Origin of the sequence: Yersinia sp. 1252 StPb PI (assembly GCF_048593885.1) — a bacterium.
In the GTDB taxonomy this organism is placed as follows: domain Bacteria; phylum Pseudomonadota; class Gammaproteobacteria; order Enterobacterales; family Enterobacteriaceae; genus Yersinia; species Yersinia enterocolitica_E.
Window position 1 is genome coordinate 15,453 of sequence record NZ_JAZGQE010000045.1, and the last position, 13,696, is coordinate 29,148.

Sequence of the window (13,696 nt, forward strand, 5' to 3'; positions counted from 1 at the left end):
AAGTCATTAAATTCACTGGAAGCAATATGATGAATAAAAAAGCAAAAGTGGGCGTGTTGGCCTTGGGTCGTAGTACTTTTGATGTGCCGTATGCGCAGGAAATGCTGGCGCAGGCGTGGAATACCCTGAGAGCAATGGATATCGAGTTGATTGGGGAACCGGCATTACAGTTTGATGCCGAGTCTGCGTTACAAGCCTTGCCCGCGCTGAAGCAGGCCAACCTTGATTTACTGCTAATTTTACAGGTGACGTTTACCGATGCTTCGCTGACCTGTGAAGTGGTGCGTGACTTCCCGGTCCCAACAGCTATGTGGTCCTTCCCGGAGGCTCGTACCGGTGGCCGTTTACGGCTCAATTCCTTCTGCGGGGTTAATTTGGCCTGTCATGCACTGAGCCGCGAAAATATCAAGGTCCAGACTGTTCATGGCCTGCCGGATGATGCCCATGTGATCAGCGAGCTACAACAATTGGCGCAGGCTGCCGCGATCGTCAATCGTTTTAAGTGCGCCAAAGTGATGGTAATAGGCGAACATCCACTGGGGTTCGATGCTTGTAACTACAACCAACAACAACTGACACAACACTTTGGTGTCAGCGTTGATCGCCAACCCGTGTTGGAATTTATCGATGAAGTAAAAGCGCTACCGGACAGTGCCGCCGATGCACCCTATCAGCGCCGCGCTAAAGATTTCCCGAATTTGGCGGAAATGGACCAAAGTGCGACCTGTAAAACGCTGAAAGTCTACTCAGCGTTGCGTGAGAAAGCGCAACAGCAGGGTTACTCCGGTATTGCGGTGCGCTGCTGGCCAGACTTCTTCACCGATTATGGTTGTGCCGCCTGTGGCGCATTGGCGCTGATGAATGAAGACCTCGTTCCGTGTGGCTGCGAGGCTGACATGTTCGGCGTGCTCTCGTCATTAATGGCGCAGTGGGCTTCTGGTAGTGCCGCGTTCAATACCGACTTGGTCGATATCGACCCGGTGAGCAACAGTGTGGTGTTCTGGCATTGTGGTCAGGCACCGATTGAAATGGCTGATCGCGACGGGCCGGTACAAGCCACCATCCACTCCAACCGCAAGTTACCCCTGCTATCCGAGTTTGCCCTTAAACCGGGCCGCATCACCCTATGCCGTATTACGCAGGGTGAAGGCAAGTTGCGTCTGATGCTGGCAGGCGGCGAGATGATCAAAGCTCCGCTGGCGTTCTCTGGCACTGCCGGGACGGCAAAACTGGATATCGATGCTGATAGCTATCGTCAACGGCTACTGGATGCCGGTATGGAACATCATACCTCGCTGGTCTATGGCGAGCATCGCCCGCTGCTGCGCAAGGTGGCTCGTTTACTCAACCTTGAGGTGATTGAGCTGACCTGATAGGGCAACCATTCTGATAATAGGGGTTCTGATGAAAGTTAAGAACCCTAACTAAATCAACAGTATTTATACTTTTTGGGGATTTTTATTATGACTTATCAAGCGGGCAACCTGCCGGGAGTGGTATTGGTTGAGCACGATGGCGGTTTCACTCTTTCATTCCAACAACGTTTGTTACTGCAACACAGCGCACAAACACCGTGCCTGTGGATTGGTCGGGGTAAAGCGGACATTGATATGTTCCGTGGCAATTTCAGTATCAAAGATTGCTTGAGTGAAAAACTGGCATTGACCGATGCGGTTATCACCCCACAACAGCAGGGGTGGGAGATTCAATTTAGCCGGGGAGAGGTAGCCCAAGCCACATTACATATTACCTACGACGCGGCCGGGCGGTTGGAGATGTCCCTGCGCAATGGTGATAAAGAGAATAACCGAATGTGGCTACGGCTCGCCGCGCAACCGGAGGACCATATCTACGGCGGTGGTGAACAGTTCTCCTATTTCGATCTCCGTGGCAAGCCGTTCCCACTGTGGACCAGCGAGCAGGGGGTGGGGCGCAACAAGCAAAGTTATGTTACCTGGCAGGCCGACTGTAAAGAAAACGCGGGCGGTGACTATTACTGGACCTTCTTCCCGCAGCCCACTTTTGTTAGCAGCCAAAAATACTACTGTCACGTTGATAACAGTTGCTATATGAATTTCGATTTTTCAGCCCCTGACTATCACGAACTGGCGATTTGGCAAGACGTAGCGGTGCTACGGTTTGAGTGTGCTGACAGCTATATCGGTCTGTTGGAGCAATTGACCGCATTATTGGGCCGCCAGCCTGAGTTACCGGATTGGGTATATGACGGCGTGATTCTGGGGATTCAGGGCGGGACCGAGGTGTGCCAGCAAAAGCTGGAGGTGATGCGTGAGCATGGGGTGAAAGTCAGCGGTATTTGGGCGCAGGACTGGGAGGGCCGTCGCATAACATCTTTTGGTAAACGCCTGATGTGGAACTGGCGCTGGGACAGCGACCTCTATCCTGAGCTGGATAAACGTATTGTGCAATGGAAGAAAGAAGGTGTGCGCTTCCTCGGCTATATCAATCCCTATGTGGCGATTGAAAAAGAGCTGTATGCCGAAGCGGCAGAGAAGGGCTATTTGACCAAAGACTACAGCGGCAATGACTACCAGGTGGAGTTTGGTGAATTCTATGCTGGGGTGGTTGATCTGACCAAACCGGCGGCCTACGACTGGTATAAGGAAGTGATTAAAAAGAATCTGATCGCGTTTGGCCTTGATGGCTGGATGGCCGACTTTGGCGAATACTTGCCGACCGACACCGTGATGGACAATGGTGTCGATGCTGAAATCATGCATAACGCCTGGCCCGCGCTGTGGGCCAAATGTAACTACGACGCCCTGGCCGAAACCGGCAAATTAGGCGAAATCTTGTTCTTTATGCGGGCCGGTTATACCGGTAGCCAAAAATACTCGGTGATGATGTGGGCTGGTGACCAGAACGTAGATTGGAGTCTGGATGATGGGTTGGCATCTGTTATACCTGCGGCGTTATCACTGGCAATGACCGGTCATGGTTTGCATCACAGCGATATTGGTGGTTACACCACGTTATTTGAGATGAAACGCAGTAAAGAGTTGTTGATGCGCTGGTGTGAATTCTGCGCCTTTACCCCCCTGATGCGTACTCATGAAGGTAACCGCCCGGATGATAACTGGCAGTTTGATAGCGATGTCGAGACTATCCGTCAGTTTGCCCGGATGACCCAAGTCTTTACCACGCTGAAGCCGTATATCAAACAAGCCGTGGCGCTTAACTCACAATCTGGCTTGCCGGTAATGCGCCCACTGTTCCTGCATTACGAGAATGATGCTCACACCTATGGCCTGAAATACCAGTATCTGTTTGGCCGTGATCTGTTAGTTGCACCGGTATATGAAGAGGGGCGCACCGATTGGACACTCTATTTGCCATCAGACAACTGGATCAATCTGTGGACCGGTGAATCACACTGTGGCGGGGCTGATGTAACTGTCGCGGCACCAATGGGACAACCGCCGGTGTTCTACCGGGCGAGCAGTGAATGGGCTGAATTGTTTGCATCATTACGGGCGTTATAACACAGGCAGAGGCCCGCGGGTGGTGGGCCTCTCAGGAGAGTGACATGAGTGAAATACATCAAGATCCAGTAAAATTGACACTGCCGCTGCGCGAGAAATTCTCCTACGGGATTGGCGATGTGGGTTCAAACTTACTGTTGTGTGTGGGTACATTGTACTTGCTTAAGTTTTATACGGATGTGTTGGAAATCCCCGCCGCCTGGGGAGGATTAATCTTTCTAATCTCGCGTTTCTTTACTGCATTCACCGATATCGGTACCGGTGTCATGCTGGATAACCGCCGCAATATCGGGCCAAAGGGTAAGTTCCGCCCCTTTATCCTCTATGCATCGATGCCGGTGGCCTTGCTGGTGGTGGCTAACTTTATTGGTACCTCATTTAGTATTACCGGTAAAACCATCACGGCTACGTTGATCTTTATGAGCTTTGGCCTGTTCTTTAGCATGATGAACTGCTCATACGGTGCAATGGTTCCCGCCATGACCAAAAACCCACAAGAGCGAGCTCAGCTTGCCGCATGGCGTCAGGGGGGGGCAACCGTCGGACTACTATTGTGTACCGTCGGTTTTGTGCCCATTTTGTCGCTATTTGAAGGGCAGGCGCAGACCGGTTATCTGGTGGCTGCATCCATCTTCGCTTTTGTCGGCATGTTGTGCATGTGGTGGTGTTATTCCGGCGTCAAAGAACGTTATGTCGAACTGCCAAAACCGGGAGCAGCCAAACCTGGTCTGTTGCAATCATTCAAAGCCATTACTGGCAATAAGCCGTTGTTTGTACTCTGTATTGCTAATCTGTGCACCTTGGCTGGTTTCAATATCAAACTGGCGATTCAGATCTATTACACCCAATACGTACTCAACGATGTCACATTACTGTCATACATGGGCTTCTTCAGTATGGGGTGCATCTTGCTGGGGGTGCTGCTGGTACCGACGGTGGTGAAACGCTTTGGTAAGAAAAACGTCTATCTGGGGGGACTGAGCTTGTGGATTCTGGGGGATGCCATGAACTACATGTGGGGCAGCACCTCGACTTTATTTGTTCTGTTCTCTTGCCTGGCTTTCTTCGGCACCGCTTTTGTGAACAGCCTGAACTGGGCGCTGGTTTCTGACACGGTGGAATATGGTGAGTGGAAAACTGGCGTGCGTTCAGAGGGGACGGTATACACCGGTTTCACCTTCTTCCGTAAGATTTCCCAAGGGTTAGCAGGCTTCTTCCCCGGTGTCATGCTGGCGTATATCGGTTATGTGCCTAACGTGGCACAGGGAGAAAGAACGCTGGAGGGGCTAACGCAGCTTATCTTCTTGTACCCATGCGGGTTGGCGATACTTACCGCACTGACTATGGGGTTGTTCTACCATCTGACCGAGAAAAATTACATCAAGATTGTCAGCGAGCTGGAAGAGCGCAAACGCGATGTCAGTCCGGCAATCTAGCCTTGATCTGTTTAATCAGATGAATTAACACCACCAAAACCCTACAACCCGCTTATGGCAGGATCCGGTGCGAGTGAGATTTAACCGGAGGTAAGCGGGTTAAAAAATAAAAAGGACCTGTCAGATGCCGAATTCAACTTACCAGGACCCGGTAACACTTCGATTACCGCTGCGGGAAAAAATAGCTTATGGGATGGGCGATTTTGGTTCTAACCTGATGCTGTGCATCGGGACACTTTATTTACTGAAGTTTTATACCGATATTCTGGGGCTCCCGGCTATTTACGGTGGCGTGATTTTTTTGATTGCCAAGTTCTTTACCGCCTTTACCGATATGTTTACCGGCGTGCTATTAGATTCTCGCCGTCACATTGGTGTGAAAGGGAAGTTCCGGCCATTTATTCTGTATGCCTCATTACCTGTGGCGTTGTTGGCTGTCGCGAACTTTCTCAATACTGGCTTTAGTCTAAATATCAAAACGGTATTGGCAACAGTGCTGTTTATGTTATTCGGTTTATTCTACAGTCTGATGAATTGCTCTTATGGTGCGATGGTCCCGGCAATGACCAAAAACCCAAATGAGCGCGCACACCTGGCAGCCTGGCGACAGGGTGGGGCGACGGTAGGGCTATTACTGTGCACGGTCGCTTTTATGCCAATTCAACTGCTGTTTACGTCCTCGCCTGAGATAGGTTATCTGGTTGCAGCGCTAATATTTGTCACGTTCGGCCTGGTCTGCATGTGGTGGTGTTATTCCGGTGTCAAAGAACGCTATGTGGAACCGGTATCGGTACACCATAAACCGGGTATTTTTAAATCATTCTGCGCCATCTTTAAGAACCCGCCGCTATTAGTGTTATGTATTGCCAATCTGTGCACGTTGGCAGCATTCAATATCAAACTGGCGATTCAGGTTTATTACACGCAGTATGTATTGCAGGATATTCATTTACTGTCCTATATGGGTTTTTTCAGTATGGGCTGTATTTTGATTGGCGTATTGCTGGTCCCCACGGCGGTGAAGTATTTCGGCAAGAAAACCGTCTACCTTAGTGGCTTAATGTTATGGGGCATGGGGGATGTACTGAATTATATCTGGGGCACCAGTTCGGTCAGCTTTGTTGCATTCTCCTGTATGGCCTTTTTCGGTACTGCATTTGTCAACAGCCTGAACTGGGCATTAGTCTCCGATACGGTGGATTATGGTGAATGGAAAACAGGTATTCGCGCAGAAGGGTCGGTGTATACCGGCTATACCTTCTCACGAAAAATTTCTGCCGCACTGGCTGGATTTCTGCCCGGTATCATGCTCACTCAGATTGGTTATATTCCCAATGTTGCCCAATCGGCATCAGTATTGGAGGGGTTACGCCAATTGATTTTTATTTACCCTTGCACTCTGGCAATGATTGCAGCCATAACTATGGGGCTATTTTATAAGCTCAATGAGCAGCGCTTTGTTAAAATTATTGCTGAATTGAATTTACGTAAAATGGCTACGCCGGGGTGATTTCTATTTTTTAGTAGTAATAAGAAATGCTATTAAATATAGAGTAATGTGACGTTAAAAACTGGCATGTTGTTATTTTGATTGTGTTATTCCTCTACCGGTTATTTATGGCAGAGGAATAGCCATGATAACTATTTGTCATTTTTCATGATGTAAGAAAAATAATAAACCTTCATTTATTGTTATCAATAGGGATTTGTCATGAATAAATATAATTCAATTATCTTGATTACCTCGTTGGTTTGCTCTGCCAGTGCCTTTGCCGGTCGAGCTTATGTTGAAACCCGGGCAGCATATAATACGGCCTCTGAGCTGCATGAAGTTATCCTGCGCGGTGGGTATAACTTTGATAATGGTTCCGGCTTGATGTTAACGAATGCTTATAACACAGGGAAAATGGATCAATTCAAACATAGCTATAACGAACTGGAGGGTTGGTATCCATTATTTCGCCCGACAGATAAATTCACTATTTCCCCTGGCGGCTTAGTGAACTCCAATAGCTCAGGTTCGGGTGGTTCCGCCTATATGGATTTTAACTACAAATTCTTACCGGTATTTAATTTGACTGCGCGCTATCGTTATAACCACAATAACTATGAATCAAAAGATCTCAATGGTCATTATGCTCACAATGACACCCATGAGTTTGCCACTTATTGGAATTTCAAACTGACTGATGCGTTATCATATACTTTTGAACCTCATTACTTTGTGCGCGTCAATGATTTTCACGGTAAAAATGGCAAAAGTTCTCACTGGGAAATAACCAATAAATTCAGTTATAAAATTGACACTCACTGGATGCCCTATTTTGAATTACAATGGTTGGATCGTTGGAATGAATACAACAGCGAGCAATATCGTTTCCGCTTAGGGTTACGTTACACCTTCTGATCGATAATGAGATTGTTATCACAAAAAAGACGGCACAGTAATGCGCCGTCTTACTCTATCAATACCCGCCATACTTCAAGCTGCATGTGTGTTGGCTGCGCTCGTTACTCGGCCCATCCTTGGGCCTCGCCTGTGCGAAGCCGCTGCAAGCAGTGTTCAAACCTGCTCCCGACCGATTTGTATCTCGCTTGCCGTCTTCCTGCAACTTGAATTATTTAGGGTATATTCTGACAACTGAAAAGGTTAGCGGTCTTTCTTCTTACCAAAAATCCTCAGTAACGCGCCAACGGCACAACCAATAACCACACCCAATATGACCCATTCAGTAAACGACATAATCAGACCTTTTGATTTGTTTGGTCTGATTATATAAATTATTCCTCACTTGTCCATGTCAGGCCACCTCTGTCCTTACAGCTTTGCCAGCATCTCGCGGGTGACTAATACAATGCCACTTTCTGAACGATAGAAACGACGGGCATCTTCATCTGCATTTTCGCCAATCACCATCCCCTCGGGGATAGTACTCGCACGATCGATTACACAACGGTGTAGACGACAAGAGCGGCCCACATTGACGTCGGGTAGCAATACGCAAGAATCAATATTGCAGAAGGAGTTGACCCGCACTCGGGAAAATAGCACTGAGTTGACCACCACTGAACCGGAGATAAAGCAGCCGCCGGAAACTAAGGTATTCATGGTCATCCCGTGACTGCCAGAACGATCCTGAACAAATTTCGCCGGTGGTAAGGGCTCGGCATAGGTACGTATTGGCCAATGAGGATCATACATATCCAGCTCGGGTGTGATAGCTGCTTGATCAAGGTTAGCCTGCCAGTAGGCATCCAATGTTCCTACATCACGCCAATAATCAGGGGCATCGGGTGATGTTGAGACACAAGACAGTGAGAACGGATGCGCCCAGACATGACCTTGTTCAGTAATTTTCGGCAAAATATCTTTGCCAAAATCATGGCTACTGCCTTTATCGGCGTGATCGCTTTCCAGTAAATTGAACAGGAACTCAGCATTAAAGACATAAATTCCCATACTGGCCAGGCTGCGCTCGGGTTTGCCGGGTAACGTTGGCGGATCCTCCGGTTTTTCCCAAAACATTTTTACTTGTAGATCTTCAGACACTTCCATTACACCGAAGGCACTCGCTTCCTCTTTGGGCACTTCAATACAGGCTACGGTGCAGGCAGCGCCGCTTTCCACGTGATCCAACAGCATGCGGGAGTAGTCCATTTTATATATATGGTCCCCGGCGAGGATCACGACATATTCAGAACGATAACGGCGGATAATATCCAGGTTCTGGAAGACGGCATCAGCGGTGCCGGTATACCAGTGCTCTTGTCCTTGGCGCTGTTGTGCAGGTAACAAATCAACAAACTCGTTCATCTCTTCACTGAGAAACGACCAACCATGCTGAATATGTTGCACCAAGGTATGAGACTGATACTGCGTTATTACGCCGATTCGGCGAATACCTGAATTGAGGCAGTTAGAGAGTGCGAAGTCGATAATGCGGTATTTTCCGCCAAAGTGAACTGCGGGTTTCGCGCGAACGGACGTAAGATCTTTAAGGCGTGAGCCACGGCCTCCTGCAAGAATCAGTGCTACGGCTTTGTTTGGAAGTTGTCTGGCCGACATGACTCTGTCGATATCGCCTGTTTTCCGCATGTCAGACTCCTTATGATGTGTATGTATAGCTGCCGGATTACGGGCTATATTCTCCAATCCTAATGTGCCAAATGCTTTTATGCGCTTAATGCTTTTCGGACAATGGCCGGAATGATAAAGCGGATTTGTACCCTCCCTCCTTTCAATATAAATATCGTTAATGACATAATCGGCTAATTATGGTTCTAACACTGAGAAGCGAATCAAGTTTAGCGCCAATTGACATAATTTTTTGCTCTATAGCACTTATTAGCACTCCTACTGTTTATTGCTTTCGCACATTGTGGGGGCGTCGATCGTCGACCATACTCGTTGAGGCAAAAATATTCGTAGTTTTAATAAGGATATAAAATTATGACAGTAACAGTAGATAGTCTGCGATTATCCGCACTGGTTTTGATGCTAAGTAGCAGCGCGATTAGTGCCGCACCGGTTGCTATCCCGCCTACCGGTTACACATTGGAGCGCGTGGTTATTTTGAGCCGCCATGGTGTCCGCTCGCCAACCAAACAAACACAGTTAATGAATGATGTAACCCCCGACAAGTGGCCGCAATGGCCGGTCGCCGCAGGATACTTAACCCCCCGAGGTGCACAATTAGTAACATTGATGGGCGGATTCTATGGCGATTACTTCCGTAGCAAAGGGTTACTCGCGCCAGGGTGCCCAACTGACACGGCTATCTATGCGCAGGCCGATGTTGATCAACGAACGCGTTTAACCGGGCAGGCATTTCTTGATGGAATAGCACCGGGGTGCGGCCTGAAAGTACATTATCAGGCTGATTTGAAAAAAGTGGATCCGCTGTTTCACCCTGTCGACGCGGGGGTGTGTAAGTTAGATTCGACACAAACCCATCAGGCTGTTGAGGAGCGACTAGGCGCGCCATTAAGTGAACTAAGCCAGCGCTATGCTAAACCCTTTGCCCAGATGGGCGAGGTATTGAACTTTGCAGCATCGCCTTACTGTAAGTTACTGCAAAAACAAGGAAAAATCTGTGATTTTGCCCAATTTGCAGCGAATGAAATCACGGTGAATAATAGTGGGACAAAAGTCTCGCTCAGTGGACCATTGGCGCTATCATCAACCTTGGGTGAGATCTTCCTGCTACAGAATTCACAAGCGATGCCTGATGTTGCCTGGCATCGGTTAACGGGAGAAGAAAATTGGATCTCGTTATTATCGTTGCATAATGCGCAATTTGATTTAATGGCCAAAACACCTTATATCGCTCGTCATAAGGGCACTCCATTATTGCAACAGATCGAGACCGCACTCGTCCTTCAGCGCGATGCTCAGGGACAAACACTGCCGTTATCACCACAAACCAAAGTTCTTTTCCTTGGTGGGCATGATACGAATATTGCCAATATTGGCGGAATGTTGGGTGCCAATTGGCAACTACCACAGCAACCCGATAATACACCGCCCGGTGGAGGGTTAGTCTTTGAGCTATGGCAGAACCCAGATAATCATCAACGCTATGTCGCGGTGAAAATGTTCTATCAAACCATGGAGCAATTACGAAATGCTGAGAAACTAGATTTGAAAAACAATCCGGCAGGTAGGGTTCCTGTTGCGATTGAAGGTTGTGAAAACAGCGGAGAGGACAAACTTTGTCAGCTTGAGACCTTCCAAAAGAAAGTGGCTCAGGCGATTGAACCGGCTTGTCATATTTAAATAACGCTGATCCGACGGGTGGCCATTAACACCCGCCGGATATATTATTGGCAGTTGATGATAATCAGTGTTGGCTAGGATTCCACTCTCTGCTGTTATAGTTGATGGCTACTATAGTTGCGTTGTCAAATGCCATAATCATATAAATAGCAAGGTTATATAAAAATGATGGGGCGACCTTTTTAATATAGGTGCCCCAGCGTATTAGTGCCACTGCTAATAAATTAGCTTTTCAATTTTCGCCAAGAAAATCGTATGTCTAAATCTATTCATTATATGTACTCACGACTATTAGCCTAATCTGACTAAATCGAAAGGCACGTAACGTTCACCTGTTTGCTGCAATTCAACTACTCTTTCCCGTTCGGCCTGTACTGGGGCCAGCCCGTCGGCATGGATAGCTTTTGCTACGTCAATCTCACCGGTTTGTGCGACCATTACACGTTTTCCCGGGATAATTTGGTTTCTGTTTCTGTCATAGACCTTAACCATATTAACCTCCAATCGCTATCTGATCAGATTCCATGATTATAAGCTATATAATAAAACTGCTATCTAAAATCACAAACAGAGCAATAATATACCCTATATGAATTGTGCTCAATGAGGCTAATCTATTTACCTCAAGTAAAACTATTGCGGAGTTGGCTTACATAACGTGAGAAATTATATTTATTTTTTATCGAGGATCAAGCTTAACAATGATTTTTTTTTTGCTAATTTACTCGCGATATAACCGGTGCAGCTTGGCAATGATATCTTTAATCAGTAATCCGCCGTGTTGGCGGATTAGTGGAATATCTGTATAGATTATATTAGTGTTTTCTGTGTCAATGATTCCAGTATCTTTAGCGGGGATTGCTCAGGGTGTTTCATACCGGTAACCGGCAATAGGAAAGTTTGTTCTAACATATATTGCCCTCCCATTGCGGCATGGGGGGTTTGATCAGAAAAACAGATCCAACTGCTGCCCGATGGGAAATCAATCGCTTGTTGTAGGCCATTCTTCTGATAATCCAAATCGGACTTCATTTTGTCGTGTAACTGAAGCATCAGATGGTCGTAATGGCTGCGACGGCGTTTAGTGATACCCACTTTATTTTGTAGCCAACTACTGATAGGGGAGTAGTCATCCAGTTGCGGTAAATAACGGCTGGCCAACTGGGTGAAATTTTCGCCAACACGCCATGACCGGGGTTCACCCTGAGGGTTGATATTGGTGAAGATACGGATGATGCGTTCGCCATAATTGGGGCGTGAAGGGAATGCATCAACATGTAGGCGGCTATCGTCTTTACGCCATGATGTGTTATCACGCCAGGCCGTAACCGGGTGTAAACGTAAACTATTGGTTGGGCTGTGCAGGGCAGATTTATACTCTGGCAATAGTTGATTAATTAAATTTAAGCAACGTTGGTAATAGCGTTCAAGTAACTGACGGGTTAAGGCAATTTTGCTTTCATCAGTGACACCCGTTAACGTGCCTTCCACTGGCTTGAAGCTGATATTCTTACGCTTAACATCAACCAATGCAGGGTTGAGCAGTTGTTTCTCCTGTTCACTTAGTGCAAAGGCCAGATGAGGTAAAAATAGCACTTTACCTTGTTCTAGAGCCTCAATAGCGCGGGCACTTTCTGTTTCACTCTGATCCCAACTGCTGTTGGGGAGTGTTAGAATCAATGACTCCGGCACCTGACTTAGGGTTTCACTGCTCATCAACTATCCATTTTTTTGATATCTATCTAATGGTAGGAAGCATAACTCTTTATTATAAATAAAGTGAGCCTGGAGGCATATATTTTAGATTTTTGTGCCCCTGATTGGCTGCATTAATGGGGGTAATCGCCGCATAATAGGGGATGATTTTACGATTGAGGTATGAATTTCGGCGTGTTCGGACCAATGGTCAGTGATGGCATCTAATTGCTCCAATGACTGAAGGTATAGACGGCTAATAAAGCAATCGTCACCGGTTACTTTGTCACACTCAACACATTCTGGTGTCTCCTGGATCATCTTTGCAACGCTATGCAGCATTCCCGTCAAGGGTTTGACCCTGACAATGGCTTGCAAGTTATAACCGAAAGCTCGCGGGTCTAAGTCTAGAGTGTAGCTGCGGATGATATTACGTTCTTCAAGACGCCGCAGACGTTCGGATGTACTCGGAGAGGAGAGGTCCACTTGTTGTGACAGATCTTTTAGAGATATACGAGAATTTTCCGCTAAAATAGCAATCAGTTGTTCATCAATTTTATCCATACCTATCAGCCTCTTTTTATTAGGAGCATTAACCTTATTATAGGCAACATTTTAGCGTATTAACGATATCTGCCTAACAAAACTAATAAGTATGCTGGATAAAAAGGCTACTTTGATATAACGATTAAAGCCCCATACGGGGCATAAGTGTTCTGAATACGGGTATTTACTGCCCAATAACTGACGAACTGGCTAACGAGGAGGTGACGTTTGGTTCATTAAACCGTGAGGGCTTTTTTTGTAAATAGGCCAAATCATAGACATCATAAAAATCTATTTCGCCTTTATTATTAATAATATGCTTAAAGCGAAGTTTAAAGTCATCACTGATATTCTTGTTATTTAATATTTCATCAATTGCTTGTGTTGATAACGCACGACTAAAGAACCACTCTCCGTTGTAGCAAACGCGTAAGTCAAGAATGCCAATATCCTCAAACTTAAATACAGGTTTGATTTCCATCATAAGGATGGCTGACATCAGGACAAAGAAAGCGGTAAATGCAATCATGTAACCTGTACCAAAGTATGGCGTTAAGTACATCAAAACTAAGACGAAAAAATATGACACTAGCATTGCCAGGCAAAGGTAGGGATGTTTGTAGACAAAATCGCTGTTAAATTTTAACCGGCCATCTCTTTTTTCTTTTTGATTTATTCTTGCGATGTCGTCAATTAATATTTTTTTAATTATGTCCATAATTATGACCTTGTGATTAATG

The 13,696-nt window shown here is 46.6% G+C and carries 11 protein-coding genes; 6 read left to right on the top strand and 5 right to left on the bottom strand.

The features are described from left to right. Positions 1–26 precede the first annotated feature (26 nt). From V2A85_RS09205 to ompL, 5 genes are all read left to right on the top strand, one after another. Complete coding sequence (locus tag V2A85_RS09205) at positions 27–1,373, top strand: L-fucose/L-arabinose isomerase family protein (protein ID WP_420071291.1); 1,347 nt, start codon at positions 27–29, stop codon at positions 1,371–1,373. 90 nt (positions 1,374–1,463) lie between these two features. Continuing rightward, positions 1,464–3,503, top strand: coding sequence for an alpha-glucosidase (locus V2A85_RS09210; RefSeq protein WP_420071292.1), 2,040 nt, complete (start codon positions 1,464–1,466; stop codon positions 3,501–3,503). Between the two features lie 44 nt (positions 3,504–3,547). Then, positions 3,548–4,939 (top strand): MFS transporter, encoded by a 1,392-nt coding sequence (locus V2A85_RS09215; protein WP_372558646.1) that lies wholly within the window; start codon positions 3,548–3,550, stop codon positions 4,937–4,939. 124 nt (positions 4,940–5,063) lie between these two features. Then, positions 5,064–6,449 carry an MFS transporter gene (locus V2A85_RS09220; protein ID WP_372558647.1) on the top strand — a complete coding sequence of 462 codons (1,386 nt, stop codon included), beginning with the start codon at positions 5,064–5,066 and terminating at the stop codon, positions 6,447–6,449. Between the two features lie 201 nt (positions 6,450–6,650). After that, complete coding sequence (gene ompL, locus V2A85_RS09225) at positions 6,651–7,346, top strand: porin OmpL (RefSeq protein WP_372558648.1); 696 nt, start codon at positions 6,651–6,653, stop codon at positions 7,344–7,346. Positions 7,347–7,757: 411 nt separating this feature from the next. Here the strand turns inward: ompL and glgC are convergent, their stop codons facing one another. Next, the gene (gene glgC / locus V2A85_RS09230) at positions 7,758–9,035 is read right to left on the bottom strand and encodes a glucose-1-phosphate adenylyltransferase (RefSeq protein ID WP_083159188.1); all 1,278 of its coding nucleotides are present in this window, start codon (positions 9,033–9,035) and stop codon (positions 7,758–7,760) included. 354 nt (positions 9,036–9,389) lie between these two features. Here glgC and V2A85_RS09235 point away from each other — a divergent pair, with 354 nt between their 5' ends. Continuing rightward, the gene (locus tag V2A85_RS09235; RefSeq protein ID WP_372558649.1) at positions 9,390–10,715 is read left to right on the top strand and encodes an AppA family phytase/histidine-type acid phosphatase; all 1,326 of its coding nucleotides are present in this window, start codon (positions 9,390–9,392) and stop codon (positions 10,713–10,715) included. 291 nt (positions 10,716–11,006) lie between these two features. Here V2A85_RS09235 and ydfZ read toward each other — a convergent pair whose 3' ends face one another. From ydfZ to V2A85_RS09255, 4 genes are all read right to left on the bottom strand, one after another. Beyond that, complete coding sequence (gene ydfZ, locus V2A85_RS09240) at positions 11,007–11,207, bottom strand: putative selenium delivery protein YdfZ (RefSeq protein WP_050084375.1); 201 nt, start codon at positions 11,205–11,207, stop codon at positions 11,007–11,009. A 318-nt stretch (positions 11,208–11,525) separates the two neighbouring features. Continuing rightward, complete coding sequence (locus V2A85_RS09245) at positions 11,526–12,431, bottom strand: Kdo hydroxylase family protein (RefSeq protein ID WP_420071293.1); 906 nt, start codon at positions 12,429–12,431, stop codon at positions 11,526–11,528. Positions 12,432–12,515: 84 nt separating this feature from the next. After that, positions 12,516–12,974, bottom strand: coding sequence for an Lrp/AsnC family transcriptional regulator (locus V2A85_RS09250; protein WP_083159185.1), 459 nt, complete (start codon positions 12,972–12,974; stop codon positions 12,516–12,518). 166 nt (positions 12,975–13,140) lie between these two features. After that, complete coding sequence (locus tag V2A85_RS09255; RefSeq protein ID WP_083159184.1) at positions 13,141–13,674, bottom strand: YlaC family protein; 534 nt, start codon at positions 13,672–13,674, stop codon at positions 13,141–13,143. Positions 13,675–13,696 lie beyond the last annotated feature (22 nt).

Bases quoted from the DNA above. Each gene is read 5' to 3' on its own strand.
- V2A85_RS09205 (WP_420071291.1), top strand. From the start codon at position 27: ATGATGAATAAAAAAGCAAAAGTGGGCGTGTTGGCCTTGGGTCGTAGT.
- V2A85_RS09210 (WP_420071292.1), top strand. From the start codon at position 1,464: ATGACTTATCAAGCGGGCAACCTGCCGGGAGTGGTATTGGTTGAGCAC.
- V2A85_RS09215 (WP_372558646.1), top strand. From the start codon at position 3,548: ATGAGTGAAATACATCAAGATCCAGTAAAATTGACACTGCCGCTGCGC.
- V2A85_RS09220 (WP_372558647.1), top strand. From the start codon at position 5,064: ATGCCGAATTCAACTTACCAGGACCCGGTAACACTTCGATTACCGCTG.
- ompL (WP_372558648.1), top strand. From the start codon at position 6,651: ATGAATAAATATAATTCAATTATCTTGATTACCTCGTTGGTTTGCTCT.
- glgC (WP_083159188.1), bottom strand. From the start codon at position 9,035: ATGCGGAAAACAGGCGATATCGACAGAGTCATGTCGGCCAGACAACTT.
- V2A85_RS09235 (WP_372558649.1), top strand. From the start codon at position 9,390: ATGACAGTAACAGTAGATAGTCTGCGATTATCCGCACTGGTTTTGATG.
- ydfZ (WP_050084375.1), bottom strand. From the start codon at position 11,207: ATGGTTAAGGTCTATGACAGAAACAGAAACCAAATTATCCCGGGAAAA.
- V2A85_RS09245 (WP_420071293.1), bottom strand. From the start codon at position 12,431: ATGAGCAGTGAAACCCTAAGTCAGGTGCCGGAGTCATTGATTCTAACA.
- V2A85_RS09250 (WP_083159185.1), bottom strand. From the start codon at position 12,974: ATGGATAAAATTGATGAACAACTGATTGCTATTTTAGCGGAAAATTCT.
- V2A85_RS09255 (WP_083159184.1), bottom strand. From the start codon at position 13,674: ATGGACATAATTAAAAAAATATTAATTGACGACATCGCAAGAATAAAT.